At 50.5% G+C, this 19,850-nt stretch carries 17 protein-coding genes and 1 pseudogene; 6 read left to right on the forward strand and 12 right to left on the reverse strand.

Annotation, left to right across the window (positions count from 1 at the left end; genetic code table 11):
• Position 1: 1 nt before the first annotated feature.
• The 5 genes from MPL1_RS02090 to MPL1_RS02110 are packed head-to-tail and all read left to right on the forward strand — an operon-like array spanning position 2 to position 5,190.
• A complete protein-coding gene (locus MPL1_RS02090) occupies positions 2-979 on the forward strand; it encodes an ATP-grasp domain-containing protein (RefSeq protein ID WP_009725474.1) in 978 nt (325 codons plus the stop codon).
• On the forward strand, positions 976-2,028 hold the full coding sequence (locus MPL1_RS02095) for a hydantoinase/oxoprolinase family protein (protein ID WP_009725475.1): 1,053 nt from the start codon (positions 976-978) through the stop codon (positions 2,026-2,028). Before MPL1_RS02090 ends, MPL1_RS02095 begins: the two co-directional genes overlap by 4 nt.
• Before the next feature lie 9 nt (positions 2,029-2,037).
• Positions 2,038-3,435: an aminodeoxychorismate synthase component I gene (pabB, locus tag MPL1_RS02100; protein WP_009725476.1), complete on the forward strand. Its 1,398-nt coding sequence runs from the start codon at positions 2,038-2,040 to the stop codon at positions 3,433-3,435.
• Between the two features lie 6 nt (positions 3,436-3,441).
• On the forward strand, positions 3,442-4,017 hold the full coding sequence (locus MPL1_RS02105) for an amino acid kinase family protein (RefSeq protein WP_009725477.1): 576 nt from the start codon (positions 3,442-3,444) through the stop codon (positions 4,015-4,017).
• A gap of 36 nt (positions 4,018-4,053) precedes the next feature.
• Complete coding sequence (locus MPL1_RS02110) at positions 4,054-5,190, forward strand: pyridoxal phosphate-dependent decarboxylase family protein (RefSeq protein WP_051056970.1); 1,137 nt, start codon at positions 4,054-4,056, stop codon at positions 5,188-5,190.
• Here the strand turns inward: MPL1_RS02110 and MPL1_RS02115 are convergent.
• The 8 genes from MPL1_RS02115 to MPL1_RS02150 all read right to left on the reverse strand — a co-directional run bounded on the left by MPL1_RS02115 (position 5,165) and on the right by MPL1_RS02150 (position 13,405).
• On the reverse strand, positions 5,165-6,733 hold the full coding sequence (locus MPL1_RS02115) for an SPOR domain-containing protein (protein WP_009725479.1): 1,569 nt from the start codon (positions 6,731-6,733) through the stop codon (positions 5,165-5,167). The genes MPL1_RS02110 and MPL1_RS02115 overlap by 26 nt on opposite strands.
• 11 nt (positions 6,734-6,744) lie before the next feature.
• Positions 6,745-7,827: a 3-dehydroquinate synthase gene (aroB, locus tag MPL1_RS02120; RefSeq protein WP_009725480.1), complete on the reverse strand. Its 1,083-nt coding sequence runs from the start codon at positions 7,825-7,827 to the stop codon at positions 6,745-6,747.
• 9 nt (positions 7,828-7,836) lie between these two features.
• On the reverse strand, positions 7,837-8,325 hold the full coding sequence (gene aroK / locus MPL1_RS02125) for a shikimate kinase AroK (RefSeq protein ID WP_009725481.1): 489 nt from the start codon (positions 8,323-8,325) through the stop codon (positions 7,837-7,839).
• A 113-nt stretch (positions 8,326-8,438) separates the two neighbouring features.
• On the reverse strand, positions 8,439-10,598 hold the full coding sequence (gene pilQ / locus MPL1_RS02130; RefSeq protein ID WP_152417548.1) for a type IV pilus secretin PilQ: 2,160 nt from the start codon (positions 10,596-10,598) through the stop codon (positions 8,439-8,441).
• A 38-nt stretch (positions 10,599-10,636) separates the two neighbouring features.
• Positions 10,637-11,194, reverse strand: a complete 558-nt coding sequence (locus MPL1_RS02135; RefSeq protein ID WP_009725483.1) for a pilus assembly protein PilP — start codon at positions 11,192-11,194, stop codon at positions 10,637-10,639.
• Positions 11,195-11,199: 5 nt separating this feature from the next.
• The gene (locus tag MPL1_RS02140) at positions 11,200-11,787 is read right to left on the reverse strand and encodes a type IV pilus inner membrane component PilO (RefSeq protein WP_009725484.1); all 588 of its coding nucleotides are present in this window, start codon (positions 11,785-11,787) and stop codon (positions 11,200-11,202) included.
• Complete coding sequence (locus tag MPL1_RS02145; RefSeq protein WP_009725485.1) at positions 11,787-12,347, reverse strand: PilN domain-containing protein; 561 nt, start codon at positions 12,345-12,347, stop codon at positions 11,787-11,789. Before MPL1_RS02145 ends, MPL1_RS02140 begins: the two co-directional genes overlap by 1 nt.
• The gene (locus tag MPL1_RS02150) at positions 12,347-13,405 is read right to left on the reverse strand and encodes a pilus assembly protein PilM (RefSeq protein WP_009725486.1); all 1,059 of its coding nucleotides are present in this window, start codon (positions 13,403-13,405) and stop codon (positions 12,347-12,349) included. Before MPL1_RS02150 ends, MPL1_RS02145 begins: the two co-directional genes overlap by 1 nt.
• A gap of 175 nt (positions 13,406-13,580) precedes the next feature.
• Between MPL1_RS02150 and MPL1_RS02155 the strand changes: the two genes are divergently transcribed.
• Positions 13,581-15,980, forward strand: coding sequence for a penicillin-binding protein 1A (locus MPL1_RS02155; protein WP_009725487.1), 2,400 nt, complete (start codon positions 13,581-13,583; stop codon positions 15,978-15,980).
• Here the strand turns inward: MPL1_RS02155 and MPL1_RS02160 are convergent.
• The 4 genes and pseudogenes from MPL1_RS02160 to MPL1_RS02170 form a co-directional block, all read right to left on the reverse strand.
• Positions 15,972-17,477, reverse strand: coding sequence for a M48 family metalloprotease (locus tag MPL1_RS02160; RefSeq protein ID WP_152417549.1), 1,506 nt, complete (start codon positions 17,475-17,477; stop codon positions 15,972-15,974). The two genes, MPL1_RS02155 and MPL1_RS02160, sit on opposite strands and share 9 nt — an antisense overlap.
• 19 nt (positions 17,478-17,496) lie before the next feature.
• Positions 17,497-17,697 carry a 50S ribosomal protein L31 gene (gene rpmE / locus MPL1_RS13375; protein ID WP_009725489.1) on the reverse strand — a complete coding sequence of 67 codons (201 nt, stop codon included), beginning with the start codon at positions 17,695-17,697 and terminating at the stop codon, positions 17,497-17,499.
• 133 nt (positions 17,698-17,830) lie between these two features.
• A complete protein-coding gene (locus MPL1_RS02165; RefSeq protein WP_009725490.1) occupies positions 17,831-18,400 on the reverse strand; it encodes a class I SAM-dependent methyltransferase in 570 nt (189 codons plus the stop codon).
• A pseudogene (locus tag MPL1_RS02170) lies at positions 18,400-19,850 on the reverse strand (TrkH family potassium uptake protein). The gene MPL1_RS02165 and the pseudogene MPL1_RS02170 overlap by 1 nt, the downstream one beginning before the upstream one ends.

The raw sequence follows: 19,850 nt of genomic DNA on the forward strand, positions 1-19,850 counted from the left end.
CATGAAACTCTTCATCTACGAACACATTACCAGTGGCGCGTTAATTGACGAACCACTGCCACAAAGCCTGGCGCATGAAGGCGATGTCATGCTGCAAAGCATTGTGCAGGATTTGCTGGCCACTGGACACACCTCACTGACAACGCTGCGTGACCATCGACTACCCACACTGAATCTTGCTGGACTGGATTGTCTTGCCGTCAAAAGCGATCAGGACTTTTCCCGTCAATGGCAACGAGCCCTCAATGACTTTGAGCTATTTTTATTGATTGCCCCGGAGACCGATGGGCAGCTATTGACTCTGCATCAACAGGTACGTGATGCAGGCAAAATCGCCCTGGGTAGCAGTCTCGCTGCCATCGAAATTTGCAGTGATAAAATGAAAACCGCCTTAACATTGCGGGCTGCCAACATATCAACTCCCGAAACCTGGCTGGCCTCGGATTGGCTCAAACAAGCGGAAATATCCAATCGCTGGGTGGTGAAACCCTTCGATGGTGCCGGCTGTCTTGACACCATGCAATTTGAAACAAGCGCTCAAACACGAGACTATCTCGGTCAATTGCCATTACAACAACACCAGAAAACCATCGTGCAACCCTTTATTGAAGGCGATGCCATCAGTATCAGTCTTTACGTCAATGACTTGGATAGCTTCGAGCTTTTGAGCATCAATCACCAACACATGATCATCGAGAATCAGCAACTGACTCTATCAGGCGTGGCGGTGAACAGTGTTCCGGAGACACAACTGCCAATCAAGCAGGCAATGGCATTGTCTCGAGATTTGATCCAGGCCATCCCAGGACTTCAGGGTTTTGTGGGTGTTGATGTTATCCTTCAGCCACAACAGCCGGTAGTGATTGAAATCAATCCCCGGCTAACCACTGCCTATGCAGGATTATCAGCGGCCAAAGGCAGCAATATGGCCGATTATCTTGTCTCAACAGTGTCTCAATTATCAGGAAAAACATCATGACAACGGCTCCAGCGGTCTGCTACTCAGGCTGGGATATTGGCGGCGCACATCTGAAAGTGGCCCGGTGTGACAACAAAGGCCGAGTGATTAGTGCTATTGAGCTGCCCTGCCCGCTCTGGCAAGGCGTAGATCAGCTGCGTCGTGCCCTGAGAACTGCTTTTGACTCACTTGCCAATGCCAATGATCGTCATTTTGTCACTATGACCGGTGAACTGGTGGACGTTTTTGCTAACCGCCAAACGGGTGTCTCGGAAATTCTCAACTGCCTGATCGAGTACATCTCAACCGACAAACTCAGCATCTACAGTCGTGAGGGCTGGTTGAGTGTTGATCAGACTCGCGTTCAATGGCAGGCGGTGGCATCAATGAACTGGTTGGCCACAGCCAGCTTCACAGCAGCCTCGGTCAATGAAGGTCTGTTAGTTGATATCGGCAGTACCACTACCGATGTGGTCCCACTGCAAAATGGCCTTCCCCAACCACAGGGCTATGATGATTATCAACGTCAGCAACTTGGCGAGCTTGCCTATACCGGTGCCATCAGAACACCTTTGATAGCCCTGACCGAACAGGCACCGTTTGAGGGCCGCTGGATATCACTGGCCGCCGAAATGTTTGCCACCACTGGCGACTGTTGGTGCCTGCTGAACTTCCTGGATTCCGATCAGATATCTGACCGCAGTGCCGATGGCATGCCATGGTATCCTGCCGCTTGTGAACAAAGACTTGCCCGTTTGCTGGGGACTGATGCTGACCATGGCAGCTCTGCTCAATGGCAGCTATTGGCACGCTGGTTTGCTGAAAAGCAGTTGGAGAAAATCACACATGCCAGTTTACAGGTATTATCAGCGCACCCTTCATTAGACCCACAAAGTCCAGTAATCGGTGCTGGCATTGGTCGATTCATCGCGCAGCAACTGGCCGATCGTCTGCAACGCCCTTATCTGGATCTGGCAATGCTATATGACAACCACAAAGCCGCCGCTGATTTTGCGCCAGCCGCAGCACTTGCTTTGTTAGCACAGCAGCAATTCACCCAAATCGCGTAAAATAGCCGGATGACCATACACCCCGCATTGCTGACAGAGCTTCCCTATCACGCTGACTGCACCCCACTGTTTGAAAAGGTGCGAGACCTGCCCTGGCCGGTATTACTCGACAGCGCCGGTACAGAAGGTGAAAACGGTCGCTACGATATCATTGCAGCCGACCCGTTTATCACGCTGCAATGCTATCAGCGTCAGGTACATCTTTGGCAACGCGCAGACACGGTTCAGCAATACGACGCCGATCCCTTTGAAGCACTTCAAGCGGTGTTATCACCTCTCAAACAAGCCCCTTGTGAACTGCCATTTTCCGGCGGTGCCATTGGTTATTTCAGTTATGACCTGGGTCGCTGTATCGAACAGCTGCCAAATAGTGCACAAAATGCGGAAAACATCGCTGATCTGGCGGTCGGTATTTACGATTGGGCCATTGTCAACGATCATCAGCTTGAAAAATGTTGGCTGGTCAGTCATGCACAAGATCCCAAGACTGAAACCTTCTGGCCTGAGCTTGTGCAACGTTTGAAGGCCGATCCACAAGAAACATCATCCGAACCAGCCGAATTTACAGTGACAGGACCGCTGGCCTGCAATCTGGATCAGCAAAAGTATCAACAGGCTTTTGATCGCATCAAACACTATATTGTCGAAGGTGATTGCTACCAGGTTAACCTGACAAAACGCTACGAAATTGAAGCCGATGGGGATGGCTGGCTAGCCTATAAAGCCCTGCGGCAACGCAATGCCGCACCATTTTCTGCATTTTTGCAAACTCCCGAAGTCTGTGTGATGAGCTCATCACCCGAGCGACTGCTCAAATTGAATGGCAAACAGGTAGAAACCAAACCGATCAAAGGCACCCGGCCAAGAGATCGCCAGGACCCCGTCAGAGATATGGCCCTGGCTACCGCCTTGCAAAGCAGTCTCAAGGATCGTGCTGAAAACCTGATGATTGTTGATTTGCTTAGAAATGATCTTGGCAAAGTCTGTCGGCCCGGTTCCATCAAGGTACCAAAACCTTTTGCCTTGGAATCCTTTGCCACCGTCCATCATCTGGTCAGTACCGTGACCGGAGAACTGGCAGAACAACAAGACGCGGTCAGTTTGCTACGCGCTTGTTTTCCCGGCGGCTCAATTACCGGTGCCCCCAAACTTCGGGCAATGGAAATTATCGAAGAACTGGAGCCACACCGGCGTGGTGTATACTGCGGCAGCATTGCTTATGTCAGTGTCGATGGAAAAATGGACAGTAATATTGCCATCCGCACGATGATCTATAATCAGCAGCGCTTGCGTTTCTGGGCCGGTGGCGGCATTGTCGCTGACTCTGAAGTTGACGCTGAGTACCGTGAAGTGGATGACAAGGCAGCGGCAATGTGTCAGGTTGTCGAATCTTTCCGCAAGGCATAGCGACTGATGCATATTGTCAAACTGGGAGGCAGCCTGTTCACCAGTCCCAGACTTTACGCATGGTTGCAGACATTACAGCAAGCCTCGCTAGAAACACCCATCATCATTGTCCCGGGCGGTGGCCCTTTTGCCGACACCGTCAGAGTTGCCCAGCAAAACCATGGCTTCGATGATGAGACGGCACACCACATGGCCTTATTGGCAATGAAACAGTTTGGCTTGATGCTGCTTGCATTGAGCAGTCAGGCAAACAGTTTTCACTACCCTGCAAGCCAGCGACCTGAAGCAGGGCTGCATATCTGGCTTCCTGACAGCAGCATGATGGACTTTGAAGACATTCCCAGACACTGGCAGATGACTGCTGACAGCTTGGCTTTATGGCTGGCACAGCAGCTTTCGGCCAGCAGATTGGCGCTGATAAAAAGCATCGAAGCCAATAGCAGCAATATTCAATTATTGAGTGAGTCTGGGGGCATTGATGCCTGTTTTCCCTCGCTCTATCAGACCGCCCCTGTCGAAGTGCACTGGTTTTTCGAACAACAGCCCGCTTTGTTTCCTCTGCATGGACATCTCATTTCGTGATCAGTCGATCTACTCATCTCATCCACGTTCCTAGCAATGAACAGTAAGCCGGATTTAACTGAAACCATGCAACAATTGCTGGCGCAACAATTGCCCGCAGCGTTAATGGAAAAAATATCGCCCTTGCTGGTCGAAGCTCAACAGCATCAGCAGTCTGATTGGGCCAGTCATATGACGCCAACAGTTGATAATATCGCGCTGCTGGGCAAGCTGCTGGCAGGACTGCATCACGGTAATTTGCTGTCAGCAGAGCTATACCCACATCTGATGCAGACTCGCGAGGCACTGCTGGCTGATTTATCGCTGGTTTTTGAGCAACCGCATGGTCATTTTACCCACGGTGCAGGATATGCCAATCTCGAGGCTTTGTGGTGGGCCAGACAACAACATCCTGAACGCCAGACCGTCTATGCCAGCAGCGCATGCCATTACTCCCTTCACAAGGCCTGCGAATTACTGAGTCTCAAACTTGAACTGGTGCCTGTGGACAGTCAGGAGCAAATGCAGATTGAGCGTATGCAACAATGTTGTGAAGCCAAGCCACCACTGGCAATTATCGCCAATGCCGGAACAACGCGTGCCGGTGCTATTGATGATATCAACGCCTTAATTGAACTGGCTGAACACTATGCAGCGTGGTTACACATTGATGCCGCCTGGGGCGGCGCGCTGGCTTTTGATGAAGATCGAAAAAACTTGTTGGGGCAAATCGGTAAAGCAGATTCAATCTGCATTGATCCGCACAAAGCACTGCAACAACCCCGGCCCTGCGGTTTACTGTTCTATCAGCATGATCCGGGCATTATTGATTTTGCAACCGATTATCTGCATAGGCCACCACAAATGCGACTCCCCGGTTCCAATGGTGCGGAGTTGTTTATGCCGCTGTGGCTAAGCTGGCAATACTATGGTCAGGCACGGATAGCTGCACAGATCAAAAATCGCCTTGAACAAGCCGATGTGTTTGCCAATCAGCTAAGTAAATTGACCGGTTGGCGGGTATTAAACGGCAAAACCGGGATTGTCTGCTTCAGTCCCGATAGTTTCCAGCCATTACCGGAACAGAGCTTTTCTGAGGTGAGTATCAACGGAGAGCTGATGATGAGGACGGTATTCAGCAGTCAACATCAATCCGCCGAAGCACTGCTTAAGATTGTGGCCCACGGGTTTTGATCTGCTCCTGAACACTGTCTATCCTCCGTAACCAGGTCGGCACAGTATTCAAAGGCGCAGGCCAGTTGGTATTGGCAGTCATCGCCTGCTGCCTGCCGGGATAGACACCATAAATGAGTGCATACCAGATACGGTCATTTCGAATTGAGGCAAACACCGCTACATCGCCTTTCAATTCATACTTCTCAATAAAGGCATCCACTTCATCCAGTTCCCATGACCCCATCAACTGGAAGGTATAACTGGTGCCACGCTGGCGTAGAATCCAGTCCTGCTGGTGTATTTTGTCAGAAGCACGCACCGGAGTGGTGACTGCTGGCACCGGCTCAACATCAGCTTCAGTTGCATCAACCATCGACAATTCTGCTGTCTCTATTTCTGCGGCTTCCAATTCTGACTCGGACTCAGCTGGCGCAGCGGCTGGAAGTTCATCAATCAAATCAAGCTCTGCTGATTCAACATTGACGGCTGGCGACTCAACTTGCTCGTCCAGCTCTGATAATAATTGCAGAAAAGTTTCACGCTCTAAAACATCGGCTTGAGGCAGTTCGGGTTCATCAACAATGACGGTTTGCAGATCATCAGCACTGATGATTTCAACTTCTGCCATCGGTTCATCACTCATGCCCTGTTGCAGCCAGCTATTAATCTTCTGTTGATTAGCTAACAGACCGGTTAAGGCGACCAAAACAGGTATCGACCAGAGCCAACGACTATTAAAAGGTAATTTAAAGTTCAAGCCGGGCAATCGTGGCAGCTGGGGCAGGCGCAAAGACATTGCCTTGCCATGCCCCAACAACTGCTGATGTGCCAGTTGATTAAGTTTTGTCGGATGCCCTGAGGACAACCGGTAAAAGCGCTTGAGTTGTTGTTGATTAAACGGCAATTCGCCGCTGTAGCCTGATGCCTGCAACCGACACATCAAATAATCGGACAGTTCATCTTGAACCAGTAAGGGCAGATCGAGTGCCTGTAAACGTTCCTGCAGCCGGTCAGAAAACTTCACTCGTTCCTGACATGCCATCACCGCTTGCAGTAAGTACTGACCTTCATGCTGCCAGCCCAGCCAGACAGTCAGGATTTGCATCACTGGCTCAGCCAATTGCTCTATATCATCCACCATGAGCACAGAGGTGATGCCGAGCTGACGGATTCTGGTCAAATGTTGCTTCAAACTGTGCTGAGGATCAGCCAGCACATCAGGAGCACGACTGTCGACACCCAACGCGTTCAGTGCGGCTGTTGAAAATGTCTGTAGATTTAGTGAACGTGAACCCTTGATTCGGCAACAACGAATGTCCTCACCAAAACGTCGTTCCAGTTCGTCCAGAAACACTGATTTACCATGCCCTTCTGGCGCTTGTATCAGAGAAATCTTGTCGCTGGCTCTGATAAGGTGCAACACCAGATTGAGTCTTTGCTCAATAATCGGACTTTTGTAAAAGCCATTGGCGGGCAAAGTAACGCCAAATGGGATCGAGTGCAGAGCCAGCCTTGAAAGATAGGCCGGCTCAGCTGAAGGTGCGGCGGTCAAATCTTCCATAGCAAAATCTCTTAACGAATAAATGCCTGAAGGGTGGCGCTTAATTGAGCGGCTTCATAATCATCACTGATCACCGCCTGACCGATACCTCTGAGCAAAATCAGCCGGATTACACCTTCCTGTACCTTCTTATCAACCGCCATTAAGTCCATAAATTGTTGTTCTGTCATCTCAGACGGTGCTTCAACAGGTAAGGCTGCAGCTTGTAAAATTGCACGTATCCGTTCCACTGTCTCGGTCGGCAACCAGCCCAAACGTTGAGATAAATCAGCCGCCATCAACATGCCAACGGCGATCGCTTCACCATGCAACCAGTTGCCATATCCCGTACCGGTTTCAATCGCATGACCAAATGTATGGCCCAGATTCAGTAAAGCTCTGACCCCTCGTTCATGTTCATCATCAGCCACGATCGCCGCCTTGTCCTGACAAGAACGTGCAATCGCGGAAGCGAGTGCTTCGGGATCCAGCGCCTTGAGCGCTGGAAGATGTTGTTCCAGCCAGTCAAAGAACTCTGCATCATTGATAAGACCGTATTTAATAACTTCAGCTATGCCGGATGACAGCTGTCGGGCTTCCAATGTCGCCAGCGTTGCCGTGTCAGCGATCACACATTGCGGCTGATAAAAAGCACCAATCATGTTTTTGCCCAGCTCGTGGTTCACGGCTGTTTTACCACCGACTGATGAGTCTACCTGTGACAACAAGGTGGTTGGCACCTGAATAAAAGGTACACCTCGCTGATAACAGGCAGCAGCAAAGCCGGTCATATCACCGATAACACCGCCGCCAAGCGCAATGAGAGTCACCTGTCTGGAGAATTTGAGCTCCAGCAGACGATCAAAGATGCGATTCATCACTGACAGTGTTTTGTACTGTTCACCATCAGGCAAAATCACGGACTCTACCCGGTATTGATCTGACAGCGCGTTTTCAAGCGCTTGCAGATACAGCGGAGCGATGGTCTCGTTAGTGACAATCAGCACTTCTTTGCCGCGAATATGTGCAGCATACAACTCGCTGTTTTCAAGAATGCCCTGTCCGATATAAATGGGATAACTACGCTTGCCCAGTGCTACCTGTAAAGTTTTCATGGTAATGACTTATTTCCCGGTTTTTTTCAGTTGCTGCAACACATCGTTGACCGTTTGCTGAACCGATTGATCGCCGGTTTTCAGCACAATATCGGCCACTTCACGATAGAGGGGATCACGCTGGTTTATCAGATCCCTTATCTTTTGTTTACGATCACCGGTCTGCAGCAATGGACGTTTTTTGTCTTTTGCCGTGCGTCGATATAGCTGGTCAAGTGAGGCTGACAGATAGACAACGACGCCATTTTTTCTCAGCGTCCGTCGGTTTTCTTCAGCAAGCACCGCTCCACCGCCTGTTGCCAGCACGATATTGTTGAGCTCTGTCAGCTCTTCAATAATCCGCTGCTCACGCTCGCGAAAACCTGCCTCACCTTCCATTTCGAAAATCCAGGAAATCGAGACGCCGGTTCGTTTTTCAATCTCCCGATCGCTGTCATAAAACTTGCGACCAAGCGCTTTGGCAAGCTGTCGACCAATCGTCGACTTGCCTGCCCCCATTGGCCCCACGAGAATTATATTACCTGAAATCTGCTGCACAACTGACTCGTATTCTGTAAACGACAAAAGCCGGGCCACTAGACCCGGCTTTTGGTGTCAAAGCATACCAATTTTCAGAAATCCATGCCTTCTTTGATGATTTTTGGTGTGACAAACACCAGCAGTTCACGGCGGCGATCTTCGTTCAGATTATTTCTGAACATGAAGCCGACATAAGGCAGGTCACCAAAAAATGGAACTCGTTGACTGTTGGTCGTGGAAATTTGTTCGTAGATGCCCCCTAGCACCACTGTTTCGCCATTATCGACTAATACTTGCGTCTTGACGCTACGTGTATCAATGCTTGGCACACCGAGGAATATCTCACCCACTTCGTCTTTATTGACTTCCAGATCCATCACAATGCGATCATCCGGCGTGATTTGTGGGGTGACATCCAGCTTGAGTGTGGCTTCCTTGAATGAAACAGAGGTTGCACCGCTGGATGAGGCTTCCTGATAAGGAATCTCTGTACCCTGCTCAATGGTTGCCTGCTTCTGATTGGAAGTGATCACGCGAGGACTGGAAATAATTTCGCCTTTACCCTCTTCCTGCATGGCTGATAATTCCAGCTCCAGAATCATGCCCAGTGGTAATTTGGCCAGCGCCAAGGCCACCTGACCTGCTGGATTGGTCACCGGTAAATTGACGTTCAGATTGTCGGTGGCGCCCAACTGAGTCCCGGCACCACGGCTCGGGTTAATCAGGTTACGATTGCCACCATCAACCTGCATGCCACGCAAACTACCATCAGTACCGGCACCCAAGGTTCTGCTTCGCGCGGAGGCGCCGAATCGAACACCCAGTTCACGGGTAAAGTCGTTATTGGCGATAACGATTCTTGACTCAATCAACACCTGACGGACTGGAATATCGAGCCTTTCAATCAACCTTCTGATATCTGACAACTGAGCTGAAGTGTCTCGAATCAGCAAAGAGTTTGTCCGCTCATCGACTGTCACAGAGCCACGCTCTGATAGAAAACCCATCCGGCTAGAAGCCCCTGATTGCTGTGAATCAGACCGTAAAATGCCAGCGATTTCGCTCGCTTTGGCAAAGTTGATTTCAATAAAGTCTGAAAAAAGTGGCTCCAGTTCAACCAGCTGTCTGCGCGCTTCAAGCTCTTGCTTTTCCCGAGCTGCAATTTCAGCCGCGGGCGCAACCAGCATGACGTTACCGTTGATGCGTTTATCCAGTCCTTTGGTTTTTAGAATGATATCCAGTGCCTGATCCCAGGGCACATTACGTAAACGCAGTGTCAGATTTCCCTGCACGGTATCACTGGTCACCAGATTCATACCCGTAAAATCAGCCAGTAACTGCAATACGGCGCGAACTTCTATGTTCTGAAAGTTCAGCGACAGCTTTTCACCAGTATAGCCCTGGTCTGAGCCCATGCCAGGCATGGCAACGCCGTCTGTGTCCGTTTCAACCACAGGCTTGACCTCGACCACCAGCAATTTGTCTGACTGATATGCCAGGTGCTCAAATTCACCGGAAGTGGTCAAAAGCATTCGGGTGTTGTTGCCCTCGGCAGTGCTTTGAATAAAGTGAACCGGGGTAGCAAAATCAATCACATCCAGACGACGCTGCAATTTCTCTGGCAAGCTGACGCCAACCAGATCGACCACCACTTCGTTGTCACGCTGACGGCGAATATCTACCGCAGCGCCATCATCGCTCAGATGGATCAACACTCTGGCTTCGCCCATTTCACCGCGACGAAAATCAATATCGGTGACTGAACGACCCGTCGCAGCTGCAACTCGACTCGGTGCAGTTGAGGTACTTGCGGTGGCCGAGCCGGTCTCAAGCATGACAACCACGGTGTTACCAGAGACATCGACGGTGTATGGCACTGGTCTTGCCATATTGATGACCATCCGTGTTCTCTCGCCTGCTTCGACGGTGGCTATGCTTCTAGTCAATCCGACGTTGATCTGCTGGTTTTTGTCATCCAGCTTGTTTTTAACACCAGCAAAATCAAGCACGATGCGCGCGGGGTCATCCATGGAGAAAGTGTTCGGCTCAGGTGCTGTTCCGGAAAAATTGAGTATCAACTTCGACTTGCTGCTCGAGGTGGCCTGATAATCCACTGACTCCAGGTCAACGGCTTGGGCTCCCCAACTGACGAGCATCATCAGTATAAAGGTGACGACACTGAGGGCGGTCAGTAGAAGCTTTTGCCGCGCTGACGATCCTTGTATGGCGCGCTCTAGGGTCTGTTTGTCCATGATGATTCCATTTCTGATAGTCATGTTTTTCATAAGCTTTACCTGACTTCTATGACCGATAGAGCTGTTTCCCGCTCAATGTAGCCGCCACCTTCTGGCACAATTTCCAGAAGTTGCAAGGCGGTATCGGTGATTGCCAAAATTTTTCCGTGGTTGGTACCCAGGTAGTTTCCAGTTTGAACCCGATGAATCACACCATCCGGCGTTCTCACCAGTCCCCAAATCCGCTCCTGTTCAATCGTCCCAGTAAACTGGAGATCTCTCAGATCATAGGCCTCGAGCGCTTCTTTGCGACGATTACTGTCAGGTTGTACCCCGGAATCAAATAATTCCGGTTCCTCTTCTTCAACCGGAACGTCAATCACTGTTGGAACAAAGGGATCGCGAAGATTGAAGGCGGCGTAATTGAATTTCTCAAAGGTTTGCATTGAAGGAATTGGTGGAATATCAGGCTGATGTTGAGCCTGAACGCGTTCAGCATAAGCCGCCAAATCCTCCTTGGGAGGTTCACCACACGCCGACAGCATCAGGGTAGCGATTGCAACGACGGCCGAGGGTGCAAGCAGTTTGTGTGTTTGATTATTTTTTAAACGCATTCTGCTTACCTCGATGACTCATCTTGGTAGCGATAGGTTTTTGCTGTGATATCCATACTCATTTTCCCGTCACTACCCAGCGGTCCCATTCTCAAGTCATGCATTGTGACAATTCGCGGCAACGCCGCAACATCGCTCATGAAACTGGCAAATTGATGATAGGTGCCTGTGACACGCATTGAAATGGGCAGTTCGACATAAAAATCAATTGTGCGCTCTGATTCCGGTCTGAACAGTTCAAACTCCAGGCCATTGTTAATGCCGGTTCGGGAAATGTCAGTTAGTAAATCAGCCACCTCACTCCGGCTAGGCAGCTGCTGCAACATCGAGGCAAAAGCAATTTCCATTTCCTTCATCTGCTCTTTATAGGCATCCAGATTGACCGCCATGCCGCTCTTGGTTTCAAATTCAGTGCGAAGTTGTTGCTCCTGAGCTTCCAGCTGGCTGAGCCGAGCTTGCTGATCCTTGATAATGAAGTAATAACCGGCACCAAATACCACCAGCACCACCAAAAGCAAGGCAACGATCTTAATGGGTGTTGGCCACTCACCACTTTCGTTAAAATCCAGTTCATTGATCGCAGACAAATCCATCAGATATCTCCCTCATCTGAGGCTTTGGTTTCAGCAACTTCCAGTGTGAAACGCCGGATAGCATCATCCCGTGTCGCCGTTCGTTGAATAACGCGTAACCTGGGTTCATCAAACTCGCTGTTGGCTTCCAGCTCTCGCATCAATACCGAAACCCGAGCGTTTGATTGTGCTACGCCATCAAGTACCAAGCGAGCACCCTGGCGAGCGATTGTTTCAAGGTGAATACCCTCGGGAATACTGCGTGGCAAGGCATCAAAAACTTTAACCACTTTGGGGCGGCTTTCCTGTAACTCCTGAATCACCTGCATGCGGGCGATCAGGCGGTCACGCGATCGTTCCAGCTGGGAAATTTCCCTGATTTTGTGATCCAGTTTGGCAATTTCAGTCTGCAGGAAGGAGTTACGTTGAGTTTGTTGATTAATCGCGCTATCCACAACCGAATAGGCGACATATAGGCAGGTAATGGCAACAGCAACTGCAACACCAAGCGCAATAAAAAACTCTCGTTGCCGTTGTTCACGACGCTCTTCACGCCAGGGGAGAAGGTTGATATGTGCCATCAGTCAAAGCTCCTCATTGCCAGTCCCGCGGCGATTAGCATCGATGGGGCATCGTTACTCAGCGCCTGCACTTTTACTCGGGGACTGATCACCATATCGGCAAAGGGATTCGCCACTGAAGTGCTGGTGCCTGTTTCCTGTTCGAGTATCTTATCGACACCGGTAATTGACGCACAACCACCGGCAAGAATGATATGGTCGATCGTCTGGTATTGCGTTGAGGCCGAGAAAAAGAATTGCAATGCCCGGGTCACCGTCATTGCCATGGAACGCTTGAACGGCTCCAGCACTTTGGGACCATAATCATCTGGCAAGCTGTTATCTTTCTTCGCCCTGCCTGCTTCCTGATAGGACATACCATAATAACGCTCAATATCCTCAGTGAGCATTCTGCCGCCGAACGTCTGTTCTCGGGTAAATACAATCTTGCCGTTGACCAAAACATAAAGCGTGGTCAATGTTGCCCCAACATCAGCCACGGCTACCGTCAGGCCCTGTCCCATCTGCGGCAATTGCATCGCAATCAATTCAAAAGCGTTTTCGATGGTATACGCCTCAACATCAACCAATTTTGGCTTGAGACCTGCTTCTTCGAGCACATCCGTCCGGGCATCAACATTCTCACGACGCGATGCCGCAAGTAACACATCCACCGCATTTGGGTCAGCGGCCGAGGTGCCGAGTACTTCAAAATCCAGCCGAACTTCTTCCAGGGGGTAAGGGATGTAGTTTTGTGCTTCGAGGATGACGTTTTCTTCTAGTTCGCGTTCAGACAGTGACGCCGGGAAGGAGACGGTTTTGGTGATGGCGGAGTTGGCTGAAACCGCTACCGCGGCTTCTTTGGTTTTTGTTCCGGAGCGTTTGATGGCACGCTTTATTGCGCCAGCCACCTCATTTTTGTTTTCGATTCGACTTTCCACAACGGCATTCACTGGCAGAGGTTCGACTGCATAGGACTCCACAGTGAACTTGTCACCCTTCTTGCTCAGCTCAAGTAATTTGACTACTGAGGAGCTAATATCGATCCCGAGCAGGGGAGTTCGTTTAGGTCCAAACATCTGTTGCCTCAATTCCCGTTGATTTGCATTTTGCTGGAAGTTAGCACGCCTAGTTAAAGTAGTTTATTAAGATTATTCAGGATGTCAATAAGTTGTGAATGACTTTTTACTTTACTGGTCGCTCAGATGACTTAGAATATACCTAACTGATTTTCCCAAATGCGAACTAATACACATGGCGCGACTGCTTCGTCGACTGTTTGTCCTCTTTGTACTTCTATCCGCACTTTTTGTCACCACTGTTGTTCTGGTCTATCTGTTGCTAGTGCCCAAACTACCAGACGCCAACACACTTAAGGACACTGAATTACAGACCCCACTTCGGCTGTACACCGCAGAGGGCCTGCTGATGGCGGAGTTTGGCGAGCAACGTCGCGTACCGGTTGAGTTTGAAGATATTCCGCAGCAAATCGTTAATGCCTTCATCGCAGCAGAAGATGATCGCTTTTTCCAACACCCAGGGGTCGACTATCAGGGCTTGCTTCGTGCGGCGATTAACCTGGCCAGTACCGGTGAGAAAGCTCAAGGTGGCAGTACCATCACCATGCAGGTTGCGCGCAACTTCTTTTTGAGCCGCGAAAAAACCTATTTGCGCAAAATCAATGAAATTCTCCTGTCTCTTGAGATTGAACGCATTCTCAGCAAAGAAGAAATCCTAACGCTTTATCTGAATAAAATTTTCCTGGGTCAGCGGGCCTACGGTATCGCCGCAGCGGCAGAAGTCTATTACGGCAAAGCACTAAGCGATTTGACACTGGCTGAATCCGCTATGATTGCCGGGCTGCCAAAGGCACCTTCAACCACCAACCCAATCACGTCACCTCAAAGGGCTAAAATCCGTCGCGACTACGTGCTGCGTCGAATGCTGGATGTCGGTTACATCAATCAACAGCAATTTAACGAAGCAATGCAGGAGCCGGTTACTGCACGTTATCACGGTAGAGATCTCGAAGCCTATGCACCTTACGCTGCTGAAATTGTCCGCGCCCAGCTGATAGAACAGTACGGCGAAGAAATCTACACCGGTGGCTTTAATGTCTACACCACCATTCGCGCCGACCAACAAAAAGCGGCTATGGACGCGGTGCAAAAGGGACTGATTGCCTATGACCGGCGTCACGGATATCGCGGTCCACTAGCCAAAGTGAACCTTGCAGAAGTCACCGATGCCAGCGGCTATGAGCAAGCGCTAACCGAATACCCCCGCGTGGCAGGCATGCAGCCTGCTCTGGTGCTGAGTACCGAAGATCAACAGGCAACCATTCACATCCGTCGCCATGGTGCTGCAACGCTGCCCTTCTCTACCATGACATGGGCTAGACCCTACCTAACCGCCAATAGCATGGGTCCAAGACCGGAGAAAGTTCAGGATGTACTCAATCCTGGAGATGTTGTCATGGTTGCTGCGGTCGAGAATGAAGAGGCCGAACATCAATGGCAGCTGGCGCAAATCCCGAATGCTCAAGCTGCACTGGTGGCAGTTTCTCCACATGATGGCGCAGTGACTGCTATCCAGGGAGGCTTTGACTTTTTCCACAACAATTTTAACCGTGCTACGCAATCAAGCCGTCAGCCGGGTTCAGGTTTCAAACCTTTCATTTATTCTGCTGCATTGGAACATGGCTATACCGCAGCCAGCATCATCAACGATGCCCCAGTGGTTTATGATGATCCGGGGCTCGAGAGCACCTGGCGTCCGGAAAACTACAGTGGTCGTTTCTTCGGTCCCACCCGGATGCGCGAAGCGTTGATCCATTCACGCAACCTTGTCTCAATCCGGGTATTACGTGATATCGGCATTAATTACGCTGTCGACTTTTCCAAACGGTTTGGTTTTCAGGAGCACCAACTGCCACGCAGCCTCTCGCTGGCCCTTGGCAGCGGCAGTGCGTCACCTCTGGACATGGCCGTCGCCTACGCTACCATTGCCAATGGTGGTTATTTGATTGAGCCATACTACATCCACCGCATCGAAAACAGCCGTGGAGAGCTGATCATGCAGGCTCAACCAGCAACGGTCTGTGAAACTTGCCTGCAAACTCCGCCCGATGATTACGATCTGTTTACCGGACTGCGCCCCGCACAGCGAGTCATCAGTGCGCAAAATGCCTACATCATCAACAGTATGCTGGAAGATGTCATTCGCCACGGAACAGGTCGGAGTGCATTGAGTCTGAACCGTCGCGATCTGGCCGGTAAGACAGGCACCACCAACAACGTGTTTGATGCCTGGTTTAATGGACATTCACCTGAGCTGGCCGCAGTCAGCTGGGTCGGCTTTGACAACCCTCAAACGCTGGGCAGACTCGAGACGGGTGGCCGAGCTGCGTTGCCGATGTGGATTGACTTTATGGAGGTGGCACTGCGCGGTGTTCCGGATCGGCCTATGCAGCAACCTGTTGACATGGTCACCGTACGCATCGATCCGGACACCGGTTTGCTCGCGCGTCCCGGCTCCGCTAATGCTATTTATGAAACCTTCCAAAGCGCCAGTGTGCCTCAAGGTTTCAGCAGTGATTCAGGCAGCAGCCGAGGCAGTTACGAAGATAGCGTCCCGGCGATAGATTTATTCTGAACCGCCACGAATACGTTTAGCCAATGTGCCGGGCACCAGTTGTCCATCAGGATAATCGCCGTTGAGCAATCGCAACTGTGATTCCGGACTGTTGGTGATAGGCGACTCTCTGGCCCATTTTTCATAAGTATCATCTGGTCCTACAGTCACTACCTCAATGGTATGTGCCCGAGCCAGATGATATTGCTCGGGCGCCAATTCCTGAAGGCTGCGGGCAGTTTCCAACACGTCCTTGTCAAACTCGACAAATTGTCTGGATTCACGTGCCCCACCAACAAAAATAAAGGCCTTGTCACGCAGATACATGACCGTGACCCGAACCTGCCGCCCCTGCATGGTGGTTAAACCGGTGTAGCCTTCCAAGCCGTTACTGCGAACCACCTGCCCATCCTGTAAACGGCTTATTTTCAGCCGGTCCTCAATGAACTCAGCCGGCGTTTGACGACGATTGAGATCCGAGGCTCCCATCTGAATTACGGCATGACCGCCGGGGGCAATAGCAATCAAACTGTCAGGGTTATTTTCAATGTGCCAATTCTCTGGAAATGTCAGTGCAAAGCGCATATCCCGGTGAAAGAATTTATTCCCCGAGCGAATCCCCTGCGCCTCACTATCACCAAACACCATGCCCTGAATTCGACGCAGATAGTCTTCCCGGCCCACTCTGGCGTTATCGAGATTGGCATAACGGTTGGCAGCCAACACTACTTGTTGCAAACGCGTGTCATTGTCTGGATGAGTCGCAAAGATTCCGTGGTAGCCCTGATAATCTCTACCTTGTTTTTGTGCTTCAGCTTCAGCAAATGTCGCCTGGTCTTTAAGCACACCGATAACATCAATCATCGCCTGCGGCTTATAACCGGTTCTTGCCAGATATTCGGCACCTAATCGATCCGCTTCCAGTTCATGCTCACGACCATAACCACTTAACAATGCCCCACCTAGAACGTTGAACAGTTGTTGTGAGGGTGCGGCACGCAATTCGGGCACCAGAATCGCACCGATGGTATATCCAAGGTTGGCTGCCTGAGCAGCACTGGCCTGACGCACGCCATGTCTTGCGGTGACATGGCCGATTTCATGTCCGAGCACCGCAGCAAGCTCAGCTTCCGAATTCAGATAAGCCATCAAGCCACGGGTGATGTAGATGTAGCCGCCGGGTAAAGCAAATGCGTTGATTACCGGGCTATCAAGCACGGTAAACCGATAAACCAGATGATCACGGTGACTGGCCGCAGCCAGACGTTCTCCCAGTTCCTGAACGTATGCCTGCAATGCTTCGTCAGGATAAAGTCCATACTGCTCAACCAGCTGAGGATGATACTGACGACCAATCTCCAGCTCTTGATTTTCCGACAACATGACAAAGTCACGGCCGCCAGTGACCGGGTTCTGCGCACAGGCAGTCAAAAGCCCCAGAAACAACAAAGCCCCGACCATACGACCGAGGCTTTGGAGTTTACTGCGGGCTGAACATAGTTCATTCACGCATTTCATGATCATTTCACCGCACGATTTATTTTCCGTATTTCTGACGGAATTTATCAACACGACCGGCGCTGTCAAGGACCTTTTGCTTACCGGTATAGAATGGATGACACTCTGAGCATACATCCAGAGTGAGGTCAGTGCCACGTGTAGAGCGGGTTTTGAATGTGTTACCGCAGCTGCAGGTAACATTGATTTCGCTGTATTCTGGATGGATATCCGCTTTCATATCTGTACTCGTCTAGAAAATGTTGCCAATTAAATCGGCCCAAACCGCGTTTTGAGCTTTAGAACCGCATAATTCTACTGATATGAAGCCTCAACAGCAAGTCCAATTATTGCTTAACTCAATCAGAACCCGATCACAGCAAGCGCTGGGCCACCAGCATGGCTTGATTGCGCCAGCCTTTGTCTTTATCACCTGATAAAGACTCTTCACGATACACCCGTATTTTGAGACCCTGAAAAATTTGCAGAAGTTCATTGTCTTCGAGCAGATAGTCAGGGTTTGAAGGCCCCACAGTGGCGACCTTGTTACGTGTCCAGGTCTGATAGAACAACAACCCCTGCGGTCTCAAAGCCGTCATCAATGCTGGACACAGTAACCTGTCAAGAAAGTGACTGACCACGATGACGTCCAGAGAATTGGCTACTGGAGGATGCTGCACCACATCTCGCAATTCGGTGCTGATGGTCAATTGTTTGTCAGCTGACCACTGGCTTAATTTTTCCAGTGCCACTGCAGAGCTATCCCAGGCGTGCACTTGCAAGCCCTGTTGAGCCAGCAAAATTGCATTCGCTCCAAGGCCACAGGCCAGATCCAGGGCTTCGCCCCGGGCTGGCAGCAAATGTTTGTTTTCCTGCAACACCCTGGCCGGCTGTGCCATGGCAACATCGGCCAGACGATATTTGTCATCCCATTTGCCGGGCATTAGCGGCGCCAGAATGCAGGCGTTAGCACCACCAGCAGGGTAAATATTTCCAGCCGGCCCATCAGCATTGCAAAAGACAGCACCCATTTGGCTGTGTTGTTGATACTGCCAAAATTTTCAGCCACATCGCCAAGTCCCGGTCCAAGGTTGTTGAGTGTTGCAGTCACTGCAGAAAAAGAAGTGACCACATCAAGGCCGGTCGCCATTAATGTCAGATGCATGATGCTGAACGAAAAGACATACAAGGCAAAAAAGCCCCAAACCGCACCGACGACTTTTGGTGGCAAGGCCTTGCCGTTAATCTTGATGGCAAAAACGCCATTGGGATGAATCAAGCGAAGGACTTCACGATACCCCTGCTTGAACAGCAGCATGATGCGAATCACTTTCATACCGCCCGCCGTTGAAAAAGCACAACCACCGATATAACTGACCATCAATAACAGTATCGGCAAAAAGCCCGGCCACAAGGCAAATTCCGCTGTCGCAAACCCCGCTGTTGTGCCGATGGACACCGTTTGAAACAGGGCTTGTCTGAATGCCAGATGGTGATCATTCACGGTCGAGGTCAATAACAGATAGCTAAAGGTAATAATCGATACCAGCAGCATAATGCCGAGAAACACTCTCACTTCTGAGTCGACAAAATAATGTCTGAGCGTTCTGCCTCGCCAGGCGATAAAATGCAACGAGAAGTTCATGGCTGCAATTAACATGAATGTCACCGCAATCATCTCGACGAGCGCACTATCGAAATAGCCCATGCTGGCATCGTGCGTGGAAAAACCACCAATCGCCACAGTTGAGAAGCTGTGGCCAATCGCATCAAAGGCTGACATGCCAGCCCAGTAGTAAGCGCCTGCACAGACAATGGTCAAGGTCACATAGATATACCAGAGTGCCTTGCTGTCTCGGTGATTCTTGGCGTTAGTTTGGAATCTTTCATCGGTCCGGGTGTTTCGGCGCGATACAACTGCATGCCACCAACACCCAGCAGTGGCAAGATCGCAACCGCCAGTACCACGATACCCATTCCGCCCAACCACTGTAAAAACTGTCGATAAAACAGGATGGCATGCGGTAGTGTGTCCAGACCGGTCAATACCGTCGAGCCGGTGGTTGTCAGTCCGGACATCGACTCAAACACCGCATCGGTAAAGCTCATCATGGGATCTTCAGACAAATAAAATGGCAATGACCCTGCCAGTCCCAATGCCATCCAGAACATCACCACCACAATAAAGCCATCACGAATTTTCAATTCGCGCCGATGCTTACGGGCAGGCAGCCATAGGCTGAGTCCGATCAACAGCAACAAGACAAATGCCGTGGCAAAGGCGTCTCCCGCGCCATCCTGATAAATCCAGGCCACCAGCAACGGCGGCAGCATGGTGACGCTGAACAAAGTCAGCAAAATGCCGAGAATCCGTTGAATGGTGAAAAACTGCAT

The organism is Methylophaga lonarensis MPL (assembly GCF_000349205.1).
GTDB classification, from domain to species: Bacteria; Pseudomonadota; Gammaproteobacteria; order Nitrosococcales; family Methylophagaceae; genus Methylophaga; species Methylophaga lonarensis.

What these genes read in the sequence shown, in the direction of transcription:
- MPL1_RS02090 (WP_009725474.1), top strand. Translation starts at nt 2, where the DNA reads ATGAAACTCTTCATCTACGAACACATTACCAGTGGCGCGTTAATTGAC.
- MPL1_RS02095 (WP_009725475.1), top strand. Translation starts at nt 976, where the DNA reads ATGACAACGGCTCCAGCGGTCTGCTACTCAGGCTGGGATATTGGCGGC.
- pabB (WP_009725476.1), top strand. Translation starts at nt 2,038, where the DNA reads ATGACCATACACCCCGCATTGCTGACAGAGCTTCCCTATCACGCTGAC.
- MPL1_RS02105 (WP_009725477.1), top strand. Translation starts at nt 3,442, where the DNA reads ATGCATATTGTCAAACTGGGAGGCAGCCTGTTCACCAGTCCCAGACTT.
- MPL1_RS02110 (WP_051056970.1), top strand. Translation starts at nt 4,054, where the DNA reads ATGAACAGTAAGCCGGATTTAACTGAAACCATGCAACAATTGCTGGCG.
- MPL1_RS02115 (WP_009725479.1), bottom strand. Translation starts at nt 6,733, where the DNA reads ATGGAAGATTTGACCGCCGCACCTTCAGCTGAGCCGGCCTATCTTTCA.
- aroB (WP_009725480.1), bottom strand. Translation starts at nt 7,827, where the DNA reads ATGAAAACTTTACAGGTAGCACTGGGCAAGCGTAGTTATCCCATTTAT.
- aroK (WP_009725481.1), bottom strand. Translation starts at nt 8,325, where the DNA reads ATGGGGGCAGGCAAGTCGACGATTGGTCGACAGCTTGCCAAAGCGCTT.
- pilQ (WP_152417548.1), bottom strand. Translation starts at nt 10,598, where the DNA reads ATGGACAAACAGACCCTAGAGCGCGCCATACAAGGATCGTCAGCGCGG.
- MPL1_RS02135 (WP_009725483.1), bottom strand. Translation starts at nt 11,194, where the DNA reads ATGCGTTTAAAAAATAATCAAACACACAAACTGCTTGCACCCTCGGCC.
- MPL1_RS02140 (WP_009725484.1), bottom strand. Translation starts at nt 11,787, where the DNA reads ATGGATTTGTCTGCGATCAATGAACTGGATTTTAACGAAAGTGGTGAG.
- MPL1_RS02145 (WP_009725485.1), bottom strand. Translation starts at nt 12,347, where the DNA reads ATGGCACATATCAACCTTCTCCCCTGGCGTGAAGAGCGTCGTGAACAA.
- MPL1_RS02150 (WP_009725486.1), bottom strand. Translation starts at nt 13,405, where the DNA reads ATGTTTGGACCTAAACGAACTCCCCTGCTCGGGATCGATATTAGCTCC.
- MPL1_RS02155 (WP_009725487.1), top strand. Translation starts at nt 13,581, where the DNA reads ATGGCGCGACTGCTTCGTCGACTGTTTGTCCTCTTTGTACTTCTATCC.
- MPL1_RS02160 (WP_152417549.1), bottom strand. Translation starts at nt 17,477, where the DNA reads ATGAAATGCGTGAATGAACTATGTTCAGCCCGCAGTAAACTCCAAAGC.
- rpmE (WP_009725489.1), bottom strand. Translation starts at nt 17,697, where the DNA reads ATGAAAGCGGATATCCATCCAGAATACAGCGAAATCAATGTTACCTGC.
- MPL1_RS02165 (WP_009725490.1), bottom strand. Translation starts at nt 18,400, where the DNA reads ATGCCCGGCAAATGGGATGACAAATATCGTCTGGCCGATGTTGCCATG.